The sequence below is a fragment of the Paraburkholderia sp. CI2 genome (genome assembly GCF_014201055.1).
GTDB classification, from domain to species: Bacteria; Pseudomonadota; Gammaproteobacteria; order Burkholderiales; family Burkholderiaceae; genus Paraburkholderia; species Paraburkholderia tuberum.
Window position 1 is genome coordinate 20,844 of record NZ_JACHDL010000043.1, and the last position, 22,100, is coordinate 42,943.

Genomic DNA, 22,100 nt, shown 5'->3' on the forward strand with positions numbered 1-22,100 from the left:
TTCCCCCTCATGATCCGGCCAACTCCAGGTAGACCTGCCGGCGCGCCGGGCTCAACTCCAGGATGTCGCGCTCGGACCAGCCGTAGGCGCGGGCAAGGACATGAACTTCCCGCAGTATGCGGCAGGCCCAGGCCTCGATTTCGCTCCAGAAGAACGGAACGATATCGAACGGTGCCTGCCAGTGGTATCCGCAAGTCGGGCAGCCCAGGTCCACACGCATGTCCGCCAGGGGATCGGCTTTTGCCAAGGCTTCTGCCGCTGCGGCAACGACTTCCGGCGGCAGGTGGTCCGCTCCGATCGGGTCGCCGTTTATCGAAGCGCTCACCAGGCTGCGAGCAAACAAGTGTGAGCGCCGAGCCTCGGCGTCGGAATCAAGGGAGAGCGCGGCCACGTCGACGCTGTTCGGCGGACGCAGGCAGAGATCGTAGCAAGCAAACGAAATCCCGATTTCGGTCTGCGGTGGCTCATTCCGCCACGGCGCAAAGTGCGATGCTGCGTCGAAGGAGAACTCGACCTGCTCGCCACATGCCGGACACGTTGCACGGCTGGCAAGGGTGGCGCCGAAAATCCAGGCGCGCAGGGCAAGCAGACGCGAATCGCGCTCGCCGATGGGCAACGCTGCCAAGGAATCGGAAGCCGCCTCAGGGCTCGCCGCAGCAAGCAACACCAAGGCCCGGTCCACCGGACCCCGGGACAGCCCGTCCTCCCACGCGCACAGCAACTCGGCGGCCGACAGGGGGCGCATGGCGGATCATCCGGCGGCCGGGTTCGAGAAGCTCGGTTCGGTGGGCTCAGGGACCGACTGGTCCCGCTCCCAACCTTCGTTTTCGAGCTTGATGTGCTGGATGGCTACCGCGTTGGCATTGGCGTCGAGGTCGGGCAGCGCCTGATACTCGGACACCCAGCAACGATAAACCTTGTACGCCAGCGCCAGTTGACCCGCCTCGTTGTACACCTCAATGGTGATGTCCTTGCGGAAATTCTGGAGCGAGACTTCAGCGCCGAGGCCGGCGCCGATCTGCCAGACCTTGTTGGCCCACTGCTCGAAGGCCACGTCATGGGTGACCCCGCGCTCCAGAGTGATGGCATCGAACTCGGTTCGTCCCGGGGACTTGCGGCTGCTCGACGGATCGCCTCCTTCGCGGTGCTTGACCACTTCGGTGGTGCGCTTCAGGAGGCCGACCTTGCTGACGCCGGCGACATAGCGGCCGTCCCAGCGCACGCGGAATTTGAAATTCTTGTACGGATCGAAGCGCTGAGCGTTTACGGTGAATTGAGCCATGAGCGCCTCCTCAGGTTGCGATCTGCCCAGCCATCTGCTGGATCTGGATGACGACAAACTCCGCAGGTTTCAGGGGCGCGAAGCCGACGGCGATGTTCACAATTCCCAGGTTGATGTCGTTCTGGGTCGTGGTCTCGTTGTCGCACTTGACGAAATACGCATCCTGCGGTGTCATGCCCTGGAATGCACCCTGCCTGAACAGGTTCTGCATGAAGGCGCCGACGTTCAGCCTGATCTCGGACCATAGGGGATTGTCGTTCGGCTCGAAAACGACCCACTTCAGTGCGCGGTAAAGGCTCTCCTCGATGTAGAGCGCCATGCGCCGCACCGGAATGTACTTCCATTCGGAGCCCATCTGGTCGTTGCCCTGGAGGGTGCGCGCGCCCCAGACAACGGTGCCATAGACACTGAAATTGCGGATGCAATTGACCGCCGCCGGATTGAGCGTGCCGTTCTCGATGTCGTTCAGCGGCTGCGAGACGCCCAGCACACCGGTGAGGCTGGCTTCGGTCCCAGCAGGCGCTTTCCATACGCCCCGGTTCGAATCGGTGCGTGCGTAGATTCCGGCCATAAATCCGCAAGGCGGGAAGCTGCCGGGCTGGTTCGACATGAGCGGGTCCGGCGCACTGATCCAGGGGAAATAGAAAGCAGCGTTCGCCGCGTTGTCGCCGGCGGTGATCTGGGTTGGCGGCCCCTGACTGGTCTGCAGCGACTTGAAGGTGGCATCCTGGTAACAGTCAGCAATAAGCATGGCCCGGTGGTCGTGACAGAAGCCTTCCAGGGTGCTCAAGGTCGCTGGGTCCGCTTCGCCGGGGACGCAAAGCAGGTTAAACAGGTCCACGTGCTCAAGCAGGTCGACGCCGACGCCGCTACCCGGCAGGACCGCGGTCTCGAAAGCGCCAGCGGGCATGCTGCTGGTGGACGCCGGCGCCAGGATGGTGCCGTCGGCGCCGCCGGTAAGGGGCGAGGGCGTGGCGGTGTCCGCCGGCGGATTGGGATTGACGCCGATCACCGTCGCCGTGACGTAGGACGACCCGTTGTTCACGATTGCCTGGACGTAGCGGCTGTCGCTGCTGCTCATCGACAGATTCTCGAAAGACTCGACCAGGACCGGCGGGGCGGGAGTGGGCGGCAGACTGTACACCTGGAGCTGGAATCTCCCCGGGGTCGCCAGGTTCTTGATTTTAATGCCGTAGGCACTGCCCCACAGCCCCGGGCTGTTAGCGCTGGCCGTCAACACGCCGCTCAGGGTGACGCTCGCCGCTACGCTGCCGGCGCCGACGATGCGAATGACGTAGGCCTGGGTGCCGCCGTTGGCGAAGAACTGGTAGACCGAATAGCCAAGCAAACTGCGGCTGTCCATGCTACCGAACTCGCGAGTGAAGTCCATCCAGCTTTGCACCAGGGTTGCGCTACCCACCGCTCCCTGTGGCGCCCAGCCGACAAAGGCCGCAATCGACGTGGCGACTCCGGTGATGGTACGCACGCCACTGGGGATCTCTTCGATATAGACGCCCGGATAGTTGACTGTGACAGGCATGTGCCGCCTCCTTCTATGGCAGGTTGCGTCAGACGGCCGCCGGGCGCATCCGACTTTCCCGGCTTCCCCGACGAGGTCGGTAACCCTGCCGCACTGGTGGCGCAGGGGCAGCAGCGATCAGAACCGCAGCGAGCCATGCCGGGAAGGTATGCGTCGCCGTTCGGCTGGTAACTACACACCCGCCGACGCGGGAACTCCTCAATAGTACGAAAGGCGTAATACGAACGAATGCTGATACCTGGCTTTCCGTACCGCATTTGCCGGCGTCATCGAACGCCGGCGGCGCCCGGGACGCAGGGACATGGATGAAGCGCCCTGAAAACCCTCGACAAATGAGGGCACCCTACACATCGATCACGACCCGCAACTTGACGCCCCAACTGCCTTCGTTCGCCGCCTCGAATCTGTAGCTCCCAAAACTGAGTCTGCCCGCGCAGCGCGCGCCCGACAAATGCTGTAATGGACGTCGCCATGCCGGTGAGGGTGATCACGCGACTCGGAATTTCCTCAACGCACACACCTGGATAAGTCATTGCCTCAGGCATGATCTATCTTTCTTTCGATTCACCATCGAACACTACGTCGCCGATGCATCGTCCCCTGGCAAGCGCCCGACGCGACACTTCGCCGCCTCTCACTCTTTATGTCATGCGCAATTTGCGGTATCGCACAACGTGCGTTTATAGCCAACGAATGGAAAAATGCAAACCATACACTCAGACTAGAGTGAGTTGACGATCAGCGCCCCGGGAAATGCCATTTACGTTTTTTTGGTAAATCGACAAAAGGATCGTTCTTGTATAGCGAAACCTGTCCGTCGTTGCTACCAGTGCAAAAGAGCGACGAGATCCGGGCGCTTCAAGACGAACATGCCGAACTTCACGCCACGCGCGCCTTATTATCTGCTATGTGTTCACGAAAAATTTACTTTGAATTTCGAACCATATCCGCTGAGCAGAATTTCCAGCTCCGCATCGATGGTTTCTGCCGTCCACGTCGCGAATCGCCGCCAGTGGTACTTGAAGTGCTTCCGTACGATCTCGATGAGATTCAGTTTGGGGCTGTACGGCGGCAGATAAAACAGGAGTGCTTTGTGTTCAATGAACCAGCGGTCCAGGGTGAGCTGATCGATTCCGTGACGAATGCTCGCGTTGTCGAGCACGATCACGGTCGGCCTACCATCGCCCTGACATTCATTGAGAAAACCCTCAACGTGAGGCCCTTTGACCGTATGGCTGGTTTCTACGTGGACGAAACTGTTCTCAGCGAAGTTCAGTGCGCCCATCACATTCCGTCGACAATGGTGGTTGGGCTCAATGGCATGGGGCAGTCCACGTGGTGACCAGCTACGCTGCACCGGCGATGATCCGCAAAAGCCGGCCTCGTCGAAATAGAACAGGCGACACTGGCCATCGCGCGCGACGACCTGAAGCTTCTCAAGCGTGGCCTGTTTCATCTCGAACTCCTGTTCATTGCGCCTTTTTTCAGCGAGAAGCGGTTGCGCTTGAAAGTGAAGCCCGCACGCTTGAGGGCTTCACCCAGCGTTTCTATCTTACAGGGCAGCGCTTGGGCTTTTGCCTGCTCAACGCGTCGAGCTATCTGGGCCAGGGTAAGCGGCTCGGCCCGCGCAATCTCCAGCGCGACAGCGACCACGTCATCGCGAAGTGCACGCGGCCGACCACCGTTGTGACTGCACATGAGCGCGCAAACGCCTCCAATACGCCACGCGCCCGCCCAGCTGTAGACAGCCCGGTCGCTCACGCCGAGGGCTTCACAGACGACCTTTGGCTTATCCCCGCGAGCGAGCATCAAAAGACCAGTGGCGCGTCTGCGCGTGTTGTTGAACCGGTGATTGATCGCCATCTCCTGCAATGTGATCTCCTCAGCCTTTAAAAGCTTCACACGGAATTTCATCGACACCTCGGTACCAGGGAAAAATCCAGGCTACCGAAATCCACGCAGTTTTACCAGGAACACTTAGCGGATAACAATTAAAAGCCAAAACGTACCTCTCTACAGGCCGACAGGCACTGCAGATGATCCGGTAACGAAAGTGAAATTTCGACTGCCGTATGACTGACAACATCATTCCCTTTGTTATTGCCATGACAACAACCGTACAAACGCTCATGACATCTGCATCAAATCTAGGAGAATTTGCACTCTTGTCAAGCCAGATCCGCACAGTCTGGTGATGGGAAGCGGCGATGACAGGCTATGCACGATTTAGGTGCTACGCCGCAGCGTGATTTTACGAATTCGCTCACTCTTGGCATTGAACTTAAACAACATGGGTTTGTTCTTAAATTGGCTTCTGCCAAATTGAGCATGACGCGGTTAGGGAATTCTTGACATCAGAGATCCGAAAACATACAGTGAATCGAACCAGTGTTTGTCTGCATGATGTGGAGCTGACAAAAATTTTCTCGGTAAGCTCAAGACGGCACAAGCATGTTTGCTTTTTCTTAAGAATACCTTAGGACACGAAATAATTATTTCGCTCCCCAGATGATGCCAGTTTCAATCCGGTATGGTGCCGGAACCAGCTGCGGCAGCTGCGCCACCAATTCGGCGCCAACATGATCAGCGGATGCAGCAATAGCGGCTTCACCAGCAGCACGAATTCTGTCTCCGAGGGAAGACACTCGATACTCCTCAATTGGCTGGTTGCAGCAAATGCCGACAATGCGCAGCCGGGATATTCAGATGAGTACTCCGATCATTGTCACCTTGATGATTGTCAATGATTTGCCCACGTGTGTCGAACGCTCGCCCAACAGGCTGAACATTGCCGGTTGATCGGTTGCACGGAAGGTCGGCGGCACCGAATCATGCAAACGGCATATTTCGCCCTCTTGCCGGCATTGGGACCGCGGTGGCGGCAACCATTCTGAATTATCGGGTCATGCCGTCTGACGCGATCGCGATGACCTTTTCACAGGGTGTTGATGGACAACGGTTGAAGTGTTGAAGCGGTTGCGAAGTCTACGATCTACCTGCTGAGGAGAGCGGAACAAAGTGGGGGCTGGAGCCTCTATGCCGCCTCCTTCCGATCCTCTTCCGCCTGTGCTCTCATCCCCGGAAACCATCGTCCGAACGTGTTGCGCAAATCGTCGTTCAGAACCTGCGCGCGAGCTTGAAGAAGCAGGTGCGCGCCGCGCTGGGTCCAGCGCATTTGCTGTTTCTTCACAAAGCGCTTGCTGACCACATAGTTCACGGTTGATTCGACGAACGCCGTTGAGATCGTCTCGTCGTGCCGATAGCGGTCACCATAGTTCGGGACGAACGCCTCGTTGGCCACGATATAGCCGCGGAATTCGCGCACCGCTTTCAACATTTTCGGCTTGTTGGCCGGATTCTTTTCCAGCATTTCCAGGCCGTCGTCAACCTCGTCAATCCGTTGCAAGGCATGCGGCACGTTGCCGTGCCAGAGATTCCATTTGACGCTCTCCAGGTGCTTTTTCAGATCGGCCAGAAGGGCGGCTGTTGCCGGATCCCTGTCGATGGGTCCCAGTTCCGCCGCCATCCCTTTGACCATCTGCCCCATGACGGTCAGTCGCATCGTGATGTGAAACCAATCCAGCAGATGTTCGGATTCCGGGCTGAGATACGTCTGCAGATCGCGAACGGTGTCACCGCCGTCCGACATGAACACGACCTGCTGATTCATTTGCAGGCCCTGTGACTTCAGCACCTCATACAACCTGCGCTTGGGTTTCTCGTCGTTCTGGTTGACGAAGGCAAAGACCTTGGCGCTGCCTTCGGTCTTGACGCTCTTGCCAGCAATCACTTCGAACCAGCCCTCCGTTCTGGATCTCTGGTCCGACGCGTGAACATAGCCGCCATCCAGGCCGACCGTCAAGGGCGGCCCCGGCGGCGGCTGTTTCGCCCACTCGTTGGGACAGCCTTCGATGAACGTACACTGTTCATCGCCCAGTTCGCTCTCGATCCGTTCCGCGACGGCATGGAGTTGTCGCCGCACCGTCGCAGGTGTGATTTCGTCGGCGATGGGCAAAACTTCGCTCAGCACTTCGACGCTCAGGCCATAGGACATCAGCGACGCAAACCTGGTTTCCAGATACAGCAGTTCCGGCGCCGTATGCGTACTGAGCAGTTCGGCTAGCGGGCTTGAACTATGCCGGCCCGGCTTCTGGCAAGGGCAATCGTAGAGCCGGGGACTGGCAAGGTTCAATTTGCCGAACACGGTTCGATAGATGATGGGATGTTTTCCCTTGTGGGTTCGAGGGCGGCCACAGTGCGGACAGCTCTCAAACCGCGCGAGGTATTCCCCAACCTGCGCCGTAACGATGGTTTGCTGCATGCCGCGCAGCAGCGACCTGGCCTCCGCAAGCGTCAGGCCCAGTTCCTCTGGTCGCAGCGAGCTCCGTTCCAGTCGCGCGACGTCCTCGATTTTCTCCGCTTCGCCATTCTCGGCATCAATCACCACCTGTATTCGAATCTTCACGGCCAGCTCCTTTTCACTGCCACTTCCAGGATTCGTCATGCGTTGCGTATTGCTTGAGGCGGCGGTTGACCGCGGGCCGGTCGAAGCCGTCCCAGGTCAGCCATTCGCGCAGCTCGTCGATTTCCCCGATCCGATTGCGAATCGATTCCAGATCGTTGGCGTCGAGGTCGTCCCGGATATCTTCGACCAATTCCTCGACTGCCAGCGGGACTTCGTCACGGCGCGTCATGAAGGCATGTGGGCCACCGCAGTCTTCTGGCGGCGCTCGACGCTTGCCACCGATGCAGTACGGATAGATGCGTTTCCCCTCCAGCCCCAAGCACGCCTCTACGCGCACCTGGTGTTCCCATCCATCGTTCAAATCGTATTCGTAAAGAAACCGTTCGTTGACACGAAAGCGGAAATCGCCCAACTGGACGTGTTCTGGTTCGGTTGAGCAGCCGATTCCACCGTCATGGTAGACGCCGTAGTCCTGGCCATGGATATGAAAGCGGTTCAGATGCTCATCGCTCCAGCCAAAGGCGATCTGCAGGATGTAGTGCAGATCGGTGATCGTGCTGTCACTGCGCACCAAAAGCCGTCGCCAGATCATCGGACTGATCTGGCGAAGCCATACGTGGAGCCGATAAATCCCGACGCCCGGTTCTTCGTCCATGATCGAGCAAGCTTACCAAAATTCGGGGCCATACCTTCCAGCCCCCACTTTGTTCCGCTCTCCAGATTAAAGGGAAACTGGCCTTGAGCCTATTGGCTCGCGACGATAACTCGGCTGTCGTCGTGATGAATGCAATCAATGCTATTTCAGCGCAGGTTCAGATTGCACGCGCAAAGCTCGGTTTGCCCCTTTCTGCAACGGCGGTTGATGCCAGTTTCAGTGTGCGTTCGCCATCCGGTCAGCCGAATCGAGCATGCTGACCAAAGGAACCACACCGTCGGCGTGATCCGTCTCCATCAAGCTCGGCCAGTTCCCTGAAACCCGGCGGAATATCATCGCGCCAGCCAGGAAGCCGAGCAAGGCGAGTGTCGCGCTGCCCAATCCATCAGCAATTGCGTCATAGAGTCCGCCACCGGCCACGAGGTTGTCCATCGAGAGCACAAACGGAAGTGCATTGATGAGCCGACGGTCACGGCGCGCGGCAGCACCCAGAACCAGCACGCAGCATAGATAGATCGCGAGCGTCGGCGGTGCGGCAAACGGATACCCGAATAACGAACTGGCCGCCGACGCGATCGCATCACAGACGCCGAACATCAATGCCAGCTCCAGGCGTACGTTCCACGCGAGCGGTGACATACCGATCGCCAGACAGCAAAGGCCGCTATCGATACCAAGGAAAAAGCTCGAAGTAAGAGGGCTCATGGATATCTCCGTGTAGCGGAGTAGGACGACGTGACTAGCACGCGCTTACGCCAGCGTCAGAACGAGCAACTCGCCGCCATAGGTTGGCACCAGTACCCGGCCATCGGCGGCCACAGGACGATTGAACTTCGGATGCAGCACGTTCCAGTTCCAGTCCTGTGAATCCCAAAGCGGCACGATTTCGCCGCTGCCGTCGGCATAGCGTCCGAAGTCCTCGGCGTCATAGGCGAGCAGACGGGTATTGGTGATCGTCATGTTGGCATCACCGTAAGGGATCATCGCCCAGACGATCGCTTCGCTTCCCGCATTGGCGGACAATGCGATGCTCCAGCCCGGCATGCCGCCATAGGGCTCCGTGCATTCGGGTGACGCATAAGCTTCGCTGCATGCGAGGTACTTCGATGACCTGTCGGGATTCAACTGCCACGCGCGCAAGTTGCCGTTTTCACCACCGCAGAAATGCATCCAGCCTCGCGATGCCGACTTCCACACAACCGGCGTGCCGTGCAAATGGTGCGTGCGATTCGCCGCGAAGACGTTGAGCGCGCTCGGATCGATTGGAGCAGGGTTGACCGAGGGGTCGTAGTAGGTATAGAGGATGGGCGGCGCCGCCAGCTTGCCAAAATTTGCCGGCACGCGAGCGGGGGCGAGATCGACCTGTGTCGTGTCGCCCGGAAGATCGAGCCGAATCGTGTAGAGAATCCCATCTTTACCGGAAACCAGCGCAATGCCAAGCTCCTCGATTAACACGATCCCTGACGAGCCGAGATCCTGATCGGACCAGGTGGCGCCCATATCTGCCATGCCCAGCCGGGCCAGATGCGGACCCACGCGAAAATTCGACGGCACGCGTGCCGGCAGCAGCGCTGCCGCGGCTTCCCCTCCCGGATTCTTTCCGAGGCGGCCATCGTCGGTCCATGGGGTCCACCAGCCGGTGACGACGAATTTCGCGTTTGCGGTGTCCGTGGGCGACGTATAGCGCAGGCGCACGACGCTCTCGCCGAAATCGTGCGTGCCATCGAACTCGCCGTTTCCTGTCACGAGCCAGATCGAGCCATCGCTCTGAATGGCCGGTGCCGACCCGCTCATCCAGATGCCCCCGCCATTGCCGCGAGAGGTCGAGCACCAGCATGCCGTACAGGCCCACCTACGGGTGTCGATTGCGATCAGCCAGCCGCGGGCTTCACCGCCGCTCTCCGCAATGGTTCCGAACGGGATCAACACGGTCTCGTTGAGCAGCGCCAGTGCGCCGCGTTGTTTACGTTCCAGGGATCTGAACTCGAGCTTCGGCAGACCTTCTCCAGGATCGAATTCGACGCCTTCGAGGTCGATCGCGGGATGGGTTTGGGCTCCCGTCGCGATGTCGAGCGACGCCAGAAAGTGGTGTCCGTCCTGCCAGTCTCCGCTCGGACTGGACCAGTAGCACACGTACAGGCGCCCTTGAGCCGAGTCGATGACCGGCGTCGATAGGATGCCCCAATGGACATTGATGGGATGCGCGTCGATCGCATTCGATTCGTTGATCGGCGGACCCAGATGCGTGCTCCAGAGCAGTTCGCCCGTATCGGCATCCCACGCGTAGATCCAGTTTCCCATCGTCGCCTGGACGATCGTGTCGTGCGTGCCTTCACCCACTCCCGCGCCAGCGAGATACAGCGGCTGTGCCTCCAACCTCGGGTCATCCGGGGTACGGAGCACGAGCGCCTGCTTGAGGCCGCGGGTTCGCACCGCAGCGGGTGTGAGGACGATTTCGCCGGTGTTCGCGCCGGAGCGGACCGTGTCGAACGAACGGGTCGTAACGGATACAGTCATGATCGACTCTCCTCAAGCCGCTGTGCCCCGTTATAGGTCACGGTCAGCTCGTAGGGCATGGGGCCGGCAAATCCCGAACCGCTCAACGTGACGGTATGCCATCCAGCGGTGCCGGTAGTCAACTCAAGGGGGGCCGGCGCGTCACCGTAAACGGTCGTTTTGCGCCCGATTACGCGTTTGTCTGGCCCTGCAATTTCGAGCAAGGCGGAGGCACCACGCGTCCATGCCGTGCCGTTCGGTTCAAGCAGCACGCTGATCGGACTGCCTAAGCTGGCATAGACACGGGCGACACTTCCGGTGCCGCTCCTCAACGCAGGCAGGTCAAGATCATCGGCACCGAAGAACGTTTGTGAAGTCGCGCGGAGCCGGGGCTCGAAAGCGGCTCCATAGCCCGGCAGGGAAAAGCAAAGGTAACTCTTCCCCGAACGATCTGCATTCGATGGGATCAGAAAGCTCGCACGCCCTTGCCCGTCTGTCCAGATGTCCTCGTGCTTGCCGGTATAGTCATGAAGACGTACATGCGGGCCGAATCCTGTCTCACATGTGATCGAATGCTCGTTCACCGAATCGAAATTGAGTGCCGTCAACAGGCCCGGATGCCCGGTGCGATTCAGAACGATGACGTTCCCGTCGATGTGCTGCGTGACGGTGTTTCCCGAAGCAAGGTTCTCGTGAATCCAGATCAGATTGTCGATCCAGGGTTTGAGACCATATGCGCCGGGCCAGACGTCCTCTCCGAAATAGTCCTTCCCGTAAACGAACGGATACCCTTCGGTAGTCAATATGAAAGCATAGGCAAGCAATTTGTTCGATACGATCTGCTCGCCAGGTGACGTATCTGTGTCGGGGTTGTCGACGAAAGTGCACGAGAGATACGGATTCCAGCTTGCGTACCCAGCACCGTTCAGTGCGGTGACGTTGCCGCTGTCGCAAGCGGCCTGGAGCGCCCAATGAAGTGTGAAATCCGTGACCAGCGAGCGAGAAAGCATCGGCGACTGCGTGACCCAATCATTCAGTGCCGCAGGATTGCCGTCGAAGTATTCAGCGTAAGCAAACTTCGACGCCATCGATTTCGAACGCATGAATTGCGACACAAACGGAGCCCAGGTGCCCTTGACATCGTCGAAGCGCATACCGTCAGCATCCGTGGTGCGAAACAGCCAGTCCCCGAAGTCGATTGCATCGTGCAGCGTGTAGTCGAGTGGGACGCAATTCTGATAAACCTTCTCCCGCCCGAATGGAAAATCGTCGGCAGGAACCGGGACTGCGTCCTCTGGACGAAAAGGAGGAATGGGATCCTGGTTGCCAGTGCCGCCACGGAAGCATCCAGGCTGCATTGGACCACGGCCATTCAACGAATGGCCATCCGCGCCCGCATACCTGAAGACGCCCGGACCACCGTTCTCTCCGATGAGCTGATGCAGGACGACGTCGAGATAGACGTCGATGCCGACGGAGTGACAGCAGGCGATCATCCGGCGCAACGCGTCCACGGTTCCATAACGGGTCGGGGTACTACCCTGCTGCGGCTTGGATCCGAGGTCGCGCGGGTCGAATACGCCATACCCATCACATCCAGGTTCGGCACCACCTTGCGCCTTGCTCGCCGGAGGCAATTGCAATGCCGTAAAGCCGACGCTACGCAAGTCCGAAGCCATGCCCGCAAGGTAATCCCAAAGCCATGGCGCACCCGAATCCGTGCTTGGTGCTGGCACAGTAACCTTATCGCCACGCTCGAAAAATCGTCCCCATGCGATCAGAGCAACGCCCATTCGCTTTCCTTTCGGCTATGCACCAGATCAGTTACATTGCGTGCGACAGACCACGATTCGTACCCTCGATGCACCTGCATGCATTCGGCTGATAACAGAACCGGGGGCGCGAAGTTTTCTTCAGGGTGGACGCGCGGCAACGCAATAAACCGTCTAGCGCTATTGTCTAGTAATAGTCGATCCTCACATAGAAGCAAGACAGTCATATAGTCTTCCACAGACTTGTTCGGCTGCATTCGGACGCCTTCAAGATTGCGCCCGAGATGATCCCTTTTGCTTCGTTTGCGTCCGTATCAAGGATGACCCGGTGTTCTTTAGGGGGTGAGTACAAAGACGTCTCAGGCGTTATAGTGTCCGAGAATATCGTTGTCCGAGCCTAATCTGTCGAGTCCCGACTACTTAATCGGAAATTCAGACCGTGCCTGCAATATTGGCTTGTCGTCACGCTTCGAGGAGTGAACTGCTACTGCCACCCGCGCACACGTGGAGTTCGTCAAACGGGTAGTTAGCAGTTCCTTCATTGCAAAGACGATCTATGCTGGTCCACAACGCTAACCCACATCAGGCTTACATTCCCGTATCGGAACGCCACCCCTAAACCTGCAAGTCCTTCGTGCCACGAGGCATGCGTCATAGCACGCGGGCAGGATGGTGCGTACGTCGCAAAGCAGTACCGTTCTCGCGCAGCGCGAGAAAACGCACAAGATGCCGACATTAGTTACCTCGCTGTCAACCGATTGACAATGGCGAGCGAGTAGAAAGAAGAGGCGCTGCGTTGCCGCGGATCTATCGACGGATCTAACGGCCGCTTTTATCCGCCAAGATTTAGACGGTTGGCCGAAGGCCTGCTGGTGTGCCGGGCCTCGCCAAGTACATCCCAAATCTCTGGGTCTGGAAGCCTCTATTAGAGGATGGCTGCTCTCGGCTAAGCGGATGGGCGGTTGCTCTTTCTCAAATCCGGTGGACAACGGTTCCACCGGACCACGACAGATTGGCAGAATATGCCGCTGCAGCAACGACGGTGCGTCAGAACCTGACCGTCAAATACTCGCCGTCGGCACATATGGCTTATCTCGACAGAAATTCGCGCGTTGGGCTAAAGGGCGATCTTGTTGTGCTTTATGAAAGCGCGATTTGCGATCATGCGGCGATGGTGCGTGGCGGATGTCGCAGGCGGCGAGAAGGAAGATCAGAGGCGTGACGGTATGACCTGATTGAGCCCGGGATACCTGAGTGAGTGCCTCGCTACCGATAAGTGGATGACCGTCACGCGGCTGGCTCGCCCAAACCTTCGAGGTCTGGTGTGATGCAAGCGCTGTTCCGTGCCGTTGCATCGCGCCGCCCGGCGCTCGGTCTGATCCATCACACGTACCGCGAGTCTCAATTCTGCGCTCACGCATATCAGAAGCTCGTCGGCTGGTTTGGCATGCAGGCATCGATGAGTCGACGAAGAAACTGCTTCGATAACGCGCCGATCGAACCGTTTTGGGGCACGCTCAAAAAAAGAGCTAGTCTTTCATCGACACTTCGCCACACGCGAAGAGGCTAGGTCCTGTTCACATTCTCACGAGCGGTCCAAAGGCACAGGCAAGCGAAGCGAAGGCGAGATAGTTCCCCGCGAGCTTGTCGTAGCGAGTGGCGACACGACGAAAATGTTTGATACGACTGAAAAATCGTTCGACGATGTTCCGGGTCCGATACAGCACGCGGCTATAGCGACGCCTGGTCTTCCGGTTCGAACGCGGCGGGATTACGGCCTTCGCACGCGTAGTGCGGATACTCTCCACAAAGGCGTTCGAGTCGTAGCCCTTGTCAGCGATGACCGCGCCGGTGCGCAAATGCTCAACCAGTTCATTCGCGCACGTGATATCGGAAACTTGTCCCTCGGTGGCAATCAACCGCAGGGGGCGTCCGGCGTCATCGACGGCAAGGTGCAACTTGGTGGTCAGTCCACCTCGCGAGCGCCCAAGCGCTTGCGGACCGTTTTTTTTCGAGCTCCGGACGAATGCTGGTGTGCGCGCACGATGGTCGAATCGATCAACACATGCTTGATCTCGGTTTCGTCAGCCACAGCGTGGATCACGCGTTCCCATACACCCTTGCGACGCCACCTGGAGAAACGCATGTACACCGTATGCCATCGGCCGAACGCCTTCGGCAAATCGCGCCACGGGCAGCCGGTCCGGCCGATCCAGAGGACAGCTTCGACAAACCAACGATTGTCGGCCGCCGTTCGCCCTGGATCGCCTTCCTTGCCCGGCAAGGCGGATTCGATTCGTGCCCATACTTCATCGCTCAATAACGTTCGAATCATCTTGCCCTGCTCGCGCAAAAGACAAGATGTAAGCACATTTCATCGAATGTAAACAGCCCCTAGGCGAGCCATCAGCGAATACATTGAGATCTTCCACAACAGGCAACGCACGCAGGCTCGTCTTGATTACCTGTCACCTGTAGCATACACGCAGCGATACTATCTTAATCAGGTCGCTGCTTAACCCGTTGGCGTCCACGCGTTCCGACCGACCTCAATCCGATGCGAGTGCGTCAATGTGGAGGTCGAGCTGGCACCGTCGAGTTCGACGTCCGGCCGCGGAAACTCAGTGGCACCGGAGTACTTTATCTGTCGGTTCCATGACGAACGTAGTTTGACGAAAATCCCCTTGGAATCGACGCGCGCTTTCCTATACTTTGGGACATTCCCCCAGCAAAAACACCTTCAATAAATTGAATCCGGATAGCCCGACGTTTGCCTGACAGGCAACTTTGCTAGGGCGCTGCACGGATCATCGCGATCAGGGTGAGAACCCTTGGCATCGCTCAATGCACGTCGCATCGCTGATGACGCAGGAGAGGGTTTCGACGCGAATTTGTCGATCCCCTGGTATGTGTTTGGACGCGCGTTTTCGCTCCAGGGCAAAAGCGGGCACGCCCCGGCATGAATATGGAGATCTGCGATGAGCAATGCTGCAAAGAAGGAAGTCCCTCCCGATGAACACCTTGCCGACACCACCCCTTACGGGTACGGTCCGGACGATTCGATCAGCGATGCCACTGAAAACGCCGCGATCACGCACCACACTCTGAATGTCAATGGAAAGTCGATTGCGTACACGGCGCGAGCCGGTCACCTTGTGACGACCGATACCTACAGTTCCCGGTCGGGCGCGAAACTGTTCTACGTGTCGTTCACGGCTGACGATGCAACGCCATCGACACGACCGGTAACTTTTTTCTATAACGGCGGCCCGGGCTCGTCGTCGGTTTTTCTGCTGCTGGGATCTTTCGGACCGAGGCGAATCAAAACGAGCATGCCGGACTTCACGCCGCCGGCGCCTTACACGCTGGAAGACAACCCGGATAGCCTGCTCGATCACACTGACCTGGTGTTCATCGATCCCGTTGGCACGGGCTACTCGACCGCGATCGAGCCACACAGCAACAAGGATTTCTGGGGCGTCGACGAAGACGCAGGCTGTATCAAGCAGTTTATCAAGCGTTATCTAACTGCATTCAACCGGTGGAACTCTCCGAAATACCTGTTTGGGGAATCGTATGGAACACCGCGTACCTGCGTGCTCACATGGATGCTTCACGAAGACGGCGTAGATCTGAACGGAATCGTGCTGCAATCGTCGATTCTCGATTATTCGCAGGCGAGCGACCCAATTGGTGTCCTGCCGACGTTTGCAGCCGATGCCTTGTTCCACAAAAAGGTTACCGTGTCGCCCGCTCCGGCGGATCTGCCCGGCTTCATGGAGCAGGTAGAGGCATTCGCGACGGGGCCCTATGTTAATGCGTTGAACAACTTCCCCAATGTCGCGCCGGACGTCCTCCAGCAGATGAGTGACATGCTCGGCATTCCGCCAATGGTCCTGAAGTACTGGCAGCTCAATCCGTCAATGGGAAATGGCTCGGCGTTCCTGACGAGCCTGCTGCTGGACGAAGGACTGGCCGTCGGCGCTTATGACGGACGTGTGACGGGCGAAGACACGGGCATCGCCGAATTCATCGCACCCGACTCCGGCGGCAACGATCCCACGATGGCGGCCGTGAGTGGCGTCTACACGGCGATGTGGAACGTGTACCTCAACGACGAATTGCAATACACATCGATTTCGCCTTTCATGGACCTGAACGATCAGGCATTCGAAAACTGGGACTTCAGCCACGTCGATCCCACGGGCGCGGAACGGGGCGGTGCCGGAAGTCTCTATACCGCCGGCGATCTGGCGGCTGCGATGGCCGTCAATCCTTACCTGAGGGTGTTTTCGGCGAATGGCTATTACGATGCGGTGACGCCATTCTTCCAGACGCTGATCAATTTCCAGAACATGCCGCTCGATAGCGCGCAGATCCAGAGCAATCTGACCTTCAGCAATTATCCCTCAGGCCATATGGTGTATCTCGACAATGCATCGCGAACGGCCATGAAGGCGGATCTCTCGTCGTTCTACGGGAATGCGCAGGCGCATGTCGAGGCGATCAAGGCAAAGATCAAGCCCGAGCAGAAGGCCATATCGGGCGCCGCAAAATATCGCAAACGCTCGAGCCGCACGCCGTACTGAATCTTTCGCAGAACAGTCAGCAACATCGCCGAGTGAGGCAATCATGAACGTATCGCATCGTAAGCTGCCCGGCAGCCTGAGGCGCGCCATGCCGGGTGCGAAAGTACTGGGGCAGGCCAATCTGCACGGCGTCATCGAAGTGACACTGAAGCTCCGACGCAAGCAGGCACTGCCGGAACTGGAAGCGCGTCCACCGAACCCGCTGACCCGGGACGAACTCGAGGCGCGCTATGACGCGTCGCAAGACGACATCGACAAGGTGACGCAGGTCATGTCGGGTCTCGGTATCAAGACGGTCAGTTCGAGCGCTGGCGCGCGCACAGTCCGATTGTCCGGATCGGTCGGCGCACTGGAGTCCGCATTCAACGTCAAGCTTTTTAACTACTCGCACGCGGATGGGAACTATCGCGGGCGCGTCGGCTATCTGTTCGTCCCCGACGAACTGAAGGATGTGGTGCAGGGCGTGTTCGGACTCGACAATCGACGCACCTTGAGACGGCGACGTCAGCCGGTTCGCGACACGGGGGCGCGGCAGGCGCTTTCGTCGTCGACGCCAAAGTGGTATCTCCCTGAGCAGTTCGGCGCGCACTATCACTTCCCATCTGGCGACGGCTCGGGCCAGACAGTCGGCATTCTTGAATTTGGCGGCGGGTATTTCCCGAGCGATCTGACCAAATTCTGCGCGAAGGCGGAAGTCACTGCGCCGCAGGTCACGACAATCAGCACGGACGGGACATCGAGCGAGAGCAAGGACGGCGCCGAAGGGGAAGTGATGCTCGACATTGAAGTCGTCGCGGGTCTGTGCCCGCGCGCCAGCATCGTGGTCTATTTCGCCGCGTGGACAGAGCAGGGGATGATTGGCGCGCTGGACGCCGCCATGCAGGACAAGACCAATAATCCAGGCGTGCTATCAATCAGTTGGGGCGCGCCCGAGGGTAGTGATATCTGGTCCGATCAGGCCATGTCGCAGATCAACGAAACGCTGAAAGAGGCGGCATACCTTGGAATCACCGTATGCGTGGCTGCCGGGGACGATGGCTCGAGCGATGCGCTTGCCGATGGCCACGCGCATGCCGATTTTCCGTCCTCGAGTCCCTATGTCCTTTCTGTGGGCGGAACGACGATCGTCGATCTCGAGGGCACGAAGGCGGACGTCGTCTGGATGGAGGGAGACGGCTTGCGGGCCGACTCCGGTGGAAGCACGGGCGGTGCGGTCAGCGACGTATTTCAACGACCCGACTGGCAAAGCAGTATCACGATCCAGTCGGTCAATCCGGGCGCCATGACTGGCCGGTGCATACCCGATGTCGCTGCCAACGCGGACTGGGTTGCTTCGCCTTATCTGCTCGTCGTGGATAACCACGCCGAGCCCAATGGCGGAACCAGCGCAGCGAGCCCGCTCTGGGCAGCGTTGATCGCATTGATGAACGGCCAGCTCGAAGGCGGAAAGCGCGTGGGTTATCTAACGCCCTTGCTCTATCAGGTGGCGGCTGGGGCAGCGGTGGGGCAAACGGTTGGCGCGGTTGGCTGCACCGACGTGACCTCGGGCAACAACAACACGGCGTCAGTAGGCGGGTATAGTGCCGGCCCCGGATATGACGCGGTATCGGGTTGGGGCACGCCGGATGGGCAAGCCCTGCTGGATGCGATCAAGGCAACCTTGTCGTCCTCGACACCTGCAGCATCGGCTGGCGCGTCTGCGTCCCCCGCATCGCCTGTGGCGACTTCATGACGCTCGTCATCAACTGTCAGGAGGAAAACATGGCAAGCGCGCAAAAAATCATGGTGATTCGCCACGGCGAAAAGCCTCAAGGTGCTGTACCACCCTACGGCGTCACGGTTGACGGTGAACAGGACGTCAATTCGCTGCTCGTTGCAGGCTGGACCCGCGCCGGCGCGCTTGCCGTGCTGTTCGCGCCGAGCCGCGGTGCACTGCAAAGCCCGGAGCTTGCACAACCGCAAACCGTCTTTGCAGCATCGGACGATGCGGGCAAGTCGAGCAAACGGCCAGAAGAGACAGTGAGCGTCGTCGCGCAGAAGTTGAAGCTTCAAGTGGACACGACCTATTCGGTCGGTCAGGAGCAACAACTCGCGGCGGCCGCGATGTCATGCACCGGTGTGGTGCTGATCGGTTGGGAGCACAAGCATATTCCGCTGATCGCCAACGCCATACTCGGCAACACAAGCGCACCGCAAACGTGGCCGGGTGACCGGTTCGACGTGGTATGGGTGTTCGATCTGAACGCGACCAGCGACGCCTATCAATTAACCCAGGTGTGCGAACTGCTGCTTCCCGGCGACAGTCCCGAACCGATTCCGGTGATTTCCAGTTGAGGGGCACGCGATGAACGCTGCATTCATGTCGGTCAAGCATATCGTCGTGCTGATGCTGGAAAACCGCTCTTTCGATCACATGCTGGGCTATCTGTATGCGGATCAGGGCAACCGGTCGCCGGGCGGCCAGCCCTTCGAAGGACTCACCGGCGACGAGACGAACCAGGACAGCGCCGGCAACCGCGTATCCGTGTTCAAGATTGCTCCAGCAGACCAGAACGCCTATTTCATGCCTGGAGCCGATCCGGGCGAGGGCTACGTCGCAACGAACATGCAACTGTTCGGCGTGGCAAGCGCCTCATCGTCGCAAGAACCTGGCAACGGCGGATTTGTGCGGGATTATGCCCAGACCCTTCAGTGGGAGGCGCGCAAGGGCGGGTCCATTCTGCCCGGTACGACCGGGAAGAACATCATGGGTATCTTTACGCCAGACATGCTGCCGGTGCTGTCGGGACTTGCACGCGGCTTCGCCGTGTGCGATCACTGGTATGCCTCGGCGCCGACGGAGACCATGCCCAATCGTGCTTTCGCTTGCGCAGCGACAAGTCAGGGGCACATGGACGACGTGACGAAAACCTTCACGTGCCCCAGTATCTTTGGGCGGCTGACAGACGCCGGACAGAGCTGGGCCATATACGGGTACGACACACCACCGCTCACCCGCCATAATTTCCCCGATGTGACCAACGCGCCTGAATCCCATTTCGGGTTGTTCACTGACTTTCAGGCGGCCTCAAAAGGCGGCACGCTGCCTGCATTCAGCTTTCTCGAGCCGGGCTGGAGTCCGACGGGGAACAGCCAGCATCCCAACTACGATGTCGCGCTCGGCGAGCAATTGATCTACGAAGTCTATCAGGCTGTGTCCAGGGGGCCGAACTGGAACCAGACGCTGCTGATCGTCACCTACGATGAACATGGCGGATGCTATGACCACGTGCCTCCGCCATCTGACGCGGTGCCTCCGGACTCACTTGCGGGCGAGTATGGATTCGATTTCAGGCGTTTCGGGGTGCGCATACCGACCGTGCTGATCTCACCGTGGATCGAAGCGGGTACCGTATTCCGTGTGCCAGATGGAGCCATGCCGCTCGATCACACGAGCATTCTGAAGACTGCGCAGTCGTTATGGGGCATGCCGGCGCTTACCGCACGCGACGCGGCGGCCCCGGATGTCAGCGGCGTGTTCACGCGTACAGCACCCCGTACAGACGACCCGCTCGCGGGTGTCACCGTGCCGACATCCGGTACGCCATATCCTGGCGGCGACGCGCCTTCCCATCTGCAGGTGATTCATGCCGAACTCGTCTCGCAACTGCCGGTTGCTGACGATTACGGGCATCCCCACGCTCCGATGCCTGCGCTGAAGACGAGTCAGGACTATACGCAGTACATCCGGACCCGAACGGAAGCGTGGATAGCACAGCGGCAGCGCCAAAGCGGCGACGCTACAAACTGAGCCGGACCGTTCAGCGCCATGCTGTCGTCGCGGCCTGTCGTTCTCTCGGGAAGGAATGGGGTCCGTGCGAACTTCAAAAACGTCAACGTTATTTCGTTTTCGAAAAGAACTGCTCCGCCCGGATCGCCCACACGAGGCGAACATGAAAAGTCCATTGCGGGGTTCGCGCTTGTTGCGGGGCATGGAAAGATTTTGGGGCGAATCATGAGAATCGACCACCTGAGATTATTTGCTCACTGGGCGCGCCGCGATCATGTGGCCGTCTTCAGGCGACCAATCCTGATGATCGTCGCGCTGTTGCTTATGTGCCTGGCCCAGACGGGCGACGCGCAGGCCAAAGACGCAACAGCGGTTGCCGCGACACCCGTCATCGATGGCTGGAACACCAGGCCGGAAACCATCCAGCATCACCAGACATGGATATTCACCCCATCTACGACGCTTCCAAACGGCAAGCGCGGCCTGCTGATTGTGTTGCACGGCTGCATACAGACCAATACCGATCTCAAGAAGTTTGGTAACCTGGATGCACTTGCGAAGAATAGAGGGGTCGTAGTAGCAGTACCTTTCGTCGGTGCTGACAACTTCGGTGGCAATCTGTACCACTGCTGGGATTATGATGGAGCTAGAGATGCCAGCGGGAACATGGACGATCTGATCAAACTGACAGAGAAAATCGAAGATGATGCGTCCCTGAACATCGACCCTAATCAGGCATACCTTGTCGGATTGTCTTCAGGTGGTGCTATCGCTTTGGCGATTGGTTGCAAAGCGCCCCAGATATTCGCCGGCATTGGAGCAATCGCTGGTCCGTCAGTGGGAAGTTCCCAGTTCCTCGCGACTTCGGAACCTCTGTCCACTAATGTTGAGGATGCGGTAAGCAAATGTAGATCGCTTGCCCAACCAAATGAAGCTGCGCTGGATACCCAGATTACCAGCATCGCGTACGGAAATATGGACAAGGACGGTCCAGCCGAGACTTTCGACTACTCGGAAATCGACCAGTCCTTTGACGACGTGCACGCTGGGCAGTTGGCCGTAGTGAGTATGCATTGGAGCATCGACAACGTCGAGGTCCTGCGACGCATATATGGTTCGGAAGCCATGGGGCCCACGCAGGACGTGCAAAACGGCGCGGGTGTACAACAAGTGGCGGTAAAAGACGGAAAAGAGCGAATTTCGCTTCTGATGGCGAAAAACGTGGGACACGCCTGGCCTGCCGGCACAGGGCAAGCGAATACCGCAGATGGCGGAGACTGGATTGCTCAACGCGGGATCGACTACCCGGATTATGTGATGGATTGGTTCTTACGCAACAATCTCCGGACGGGAGCGTCGACGTCGTCATCACAAACACAGCTGTACCGGTGATGTGTGCCGGATGATCTTGGCTATTTTCGCCCACCCCGGAAATATGCCTCTTTTGAAACCCGAGTGGGTGATTTGGCGGGTCAAGGGCGGGCGTGAGCCCGGCGCAGCGAACCCTTGAGGCGCCCTGAACCGACAAGCTG

General features: G+C 58.8%; 16 protein-coding genes and 2 pseudogenes. 7 read left to right on the forward strand and 11 right to left on the reverse strand.

Going from position 1 to position 22,100, the window contains the following annotated elements; translation table 11 throughout:
* Window positions 1-7: 7 nt before the first annotated feature.
* The 10 genes from HDG32_RS34615 to HDG32_RS34660 all read right to left on the reverse strand — a co-directional run bounded on the left by HDG32_RS34615 (window position 8) and on the right by HDG32_RS34660 (window position 12,231).
* On the reverse strand, window positions 8-745 hold the full coding sequence (locus HDG32_RS34615; RefSeq protein WP_184074192.1) for a phage baseplate protein: 738 nt from the start codon (window positions 743-745) through the stop codon (window positions 8-10).
* A gap of 6 nt (window positions 746-751) precedes the next feature.
* The gene (locus HDG32_RS34620) at window positions 752-1,282 is read right to left on the reverse strand and encodes a phage tail protein (protein ID WP_184074194.1); all 531 of its coding nucleotides are present in this window, start codon (window positions 1,280-1,282) and stop codon (window positions 752-754) included.
* Between the two features lie 10 nt (window positions 1,283-1,292).
* A complete protein-coding gene (locus HDG32_RS34625; protein WP_184074196.1) occupies window positions 1,293-2,822 on the reverse strand; it encodes a phage tail sheath C-terminal domain-containing protein in 1,530 nt (509 codons plus the stop codon).
* A gap of 913 nt (window positions 2,823-3,735) precedes the next feature.
* The gene (locus HDG32_RS34630) at window positions 3,736-4,278 is read right to left on the reverse strand and encodes a transposase (protein WP_184074197.1); all 543 of its coding nucleotides are present in this window, start codon (window positions 4,276-4,278) and stop codon (window positions 3,736-3,738) included.
* Window positions 4,275-4,736 carry a helix-turn-helix domain-containing protein gene (locus tag HDG32_RS34635; RefSeq protein ID WP_184074200.1) on the reverse strand — a complete coding sequence of 154 codons (462 nt, stop codon included), beginning with the start codon at window positions 4,734-4,736 and terminating at the stop codon, window positions 4,275-4,277. The genes HDG32_RS34630 and HDG32_RS34635 overlap by 4 nt, the downstream gene beginning before the upstream one ends.
* Before the next feature lie 1,120 nt (window positions 4,737-5,856).
* Entirely contained in the window at window positions 5,857-7,287 is a 1,431-nt protein-coding gene (locus HDG32_RS34640) for an ISKra4 family transposase (RefSeq protein WP_184074201.1), read from the reverse strand.
* Between the two features lie 13 nt (window positions 7,288-7,300).
* Window positions 7,301-7,942 (reverse strand): plasmid pRiA4b ORF-3 family protein, encoded by a 642-nt coding sequence (locus tag HDG32_RS34645; RefSeq protein ID WP_184074203.1) that lies wholly within the window; start codon window positions 7,940-7,942, stop codon window positions 7,301-7,303.
* Window positions 7,943-8,158: 216 nt separating this feature from the next.
* Window positions 8,159-8,647 carry a hypothetical protein gene (locus HDG32_RS34650; protein WP_184074205.1) on the reverse strand — a complete coding sequence of 163 codons (489 nt, stop codon included), beginning with the start codon at window positions 8,645-8,647 and terminating at the stop codon, window positions 8,159-8,161.
* A gap of 45 nt (window positions 8,648-8,692) precedes the next feature.
* Window positions 8,693-10,459, reverse strand: a complete 1,767-nt coding sequence (locus HDG32_RS34655) for a hypothetical protein (RefSeq protein ID WP_184074207.1) — start codon at window positions 10,457-10,459, stop codon at window positions 8,693-8,695.
* Window positions 10,456-12,231 (reverse strand): hypothetical protein, encoded by a 1,776-nt coding sequence (locus HDG32_RS34660; RefSeq protein WP_184074209.1) that lies wholly within the window; start codon window positions 12,229-12,231, stop codon window positions 10,456-10,458. Before HDG32_RS34660 ends, HDG32_RS34655 begins: the two co-directional genes overlap by 4 nt.
* Window positions 12,232-13,531: 1,300 nt before the next feature.
* On the opposite strand from HDG32_RS34660, the pseudogene HDG32_RS36895 reads away from it, so the two are divergent.
* A pseudogene (locus HDG32_RS36895) lies at window positions 13,532-13,781 on the forward strand (IS3 family transposase); the annotation flags it as partial.
* Between the two features lie 6 nt (window positions 13,782-13,787).
* Here the strand turns inward: HDG32_RS36895 and HDG32_RS34670 are convergent.
* Window positions 13,788-14,545 (reverse strand): IS5 family transposase gene (locus HDG32_RS34670; protein WP_184074213.1). Its coding sequence is split into 2 segments (ribosomal slippage): window positions 13,788-14,224 and window positions 14,224-14,545, totalling 759 coding nucleotides; the frame shifts between segments, so codons are not numbered across the junction.
* A gap of 61 nt (window positions 14,546-14,606) precedes the next feature.
* Between HDG32_RS34670 and HDG32_RS34675 the strand changes: the two are divergent.
* The 6 genes and pseudogenes from HDG32_RS34675 to HDG32_RS34700 all read left to right on the forward strand — a co-directional run.
* Window positions 14,607-14,729 (forward strand): annotated as a pseudogene (locus HDG32_RS34675) (IS3 family transposase); the annotation flags it as partial.
* 459 nt (window positions 14,730-15,188) lie between these two features.
* A complete protein-coding gene (locus HDG32_RS34680; protein ID WP_184074215.1) occupies window positions 15,189-16,799 on the forward strand; it encodes a S10 family peptidase in 1,611 nt (536 codons plus the stop codon).
* Between the two features lie 43 nt (window positions 16,800-16,842).
* Complete coding sequence (locus HDG32_RS34685; RefSeq protein ID WP_184074217.1) at window positions 16,843-18,531, forward strand: protease pro-enzyme activation domain-containing protein; 1,689 nt, start codon at window positions 16,843-16,845, stop codon at window positions 18,529-18,531.
* Window positions 18,528-19,133 (forward strand): hypothetical protein, encoded by a 606-nt coding sequence (locus tag HDG32_RS34690; protein WP_409340080.1) that lies wholly within the window; start codon window positions 18,528-18,530, stop codon window positions 19,131-19,133. The genes HDG32_RS34685 and HDG32_RS34690 overlap by 4 nt, the downstream gene beginning before the upstream one ends.
* A gap of 10 nt (window positions 19,134-19,143) precedes the next feature.
* Window positions 19,144-20,589, forward strand: a complete 1,446-nt coding sequence (locus HDG32_RS34695; protein WP_184074219.1) for an alkaline phosphatase family protein — start codon at window positions 19,144-19,146, stop codon at window positions 20,587-20,589.
* Window positions 20,590-20,793: 204 nt separating this feature from the next.
* Complete coding sequence (locus HDG32_RS34700) at window positions 20,794-21,960, forward strand: PHB depolymerase family esterase (protein WP_184074221.1); 1,167 nt, start codon at window positions 20,794-20,796, stop codon at window positions 21,958-21,960.
* The last annotated feature ends 140 nt before the right edge of the window (window positions 21,961-22,100 follow it).

Excerpts from the sequence above, each read along its gene's own strand:
- HDG32_RS34615 (WP_184074192.1), bottom strand. The coding sequence starts at position 745 with ATGCGCCCCCTGTCGGCCGCCGAGTTGCTGTGCGCGTGGGAGGACGGG.
- HDG32_RS34620 (WP_184074194.1), bottom strand. The coding sequence starts at position 1,282 with ATGGCTCAATTCACCGTAAACGCTCAGCGCTTCGATCCGTACAAGAAT.
- HDG32_RS34625 (WP_184074196.1), bottom strand. The coding sequence starts at position 2,822 with ATGCCTGTCACAGTCAACTATCCGGGCGTCTATATCGAAGAGATCCCC.
- HDG32_RS34630 (WP_184074197.1), bottom strand. The coding sequence starts at position 4,278 with ATGAAACAGGCCACGCTTGAGAAGCTTCAGGTCGTCGCGCGCGATGGC.
- HDG32_RS34635 (WP_184074200.1), bottom strand. The coding sequence starts at position 4,736 with ATGAAATTCCGTGTGAAGCTTTTAAAGGCTGAGGAGATCACATTGCAG.
- HDG32_RS34645 (WP_184074203.1), bottom strand. The coding sequence starts at position 7,942 with ATGGACGAAGAACCGGGCGTCGGGATTTATCGGCTCCACGTATGGCTT.
- HDG32_RS34650 (WP_184074205.1), bottom strand. The coding sequence starts at position 8,647 with ATGAGCCCTCTTACTTCGAGCTTTTTCCTTGGTATCGATAGCGGCCTT.
- HDG32_RS34655 (WP_184074207.1), bottom strand. The coding sequence starts at position 10,459 with ATGACTGTATCCGTTACGACCCGTTCGTTCGACACGGTCCGCTCCGGC.
- HDG32_RS34660 (WP_184074209.1), bottom strand. The coding sequence starts at position 12,231 with ATGGGCGTTGCTCTGATCGCATGGGGACGATTTTTCGAGCGTGGCGAT.
- HDG32_RS34680 (WP_184074215.1), top strand. The coding sequence starts at position 15,189 with ATGAGCAATGCTGCAAAGAAGGAAGTCCCTCCCGATGAACACCTTGCC.
- HDG32_RS34685 (WP_184074217.1), top strand. The coding sequence starts at position 16,843 with ATGAACGTATCGCATCGTAAGCTGCCCGGCAGCCTGAGGCGCGCCATG.
- HDG32_RS34690 (WP_409340080.1), top strand. The coding sequence starts at position 18,528 with ATGACGCTCGTCATCAACTGTCAGGAGGAAAACATGGCAAGCGCGCAA.
- HDG32_RS34695 (WP_184074219.1), top strand. The coding sequence starts at position 19,144 with ATGAACGCTGCATTCATGTCGGTCAAGCATATCGTCGTGCTGATGCTG.
- HDG32_RS34700 (WP_184074221.1), top strand. The coding sequence starts at position 20,794 with ATGAGAATCGACCACCTGAGATTATTTGCTCACTGGGCGCGCCGCGAT.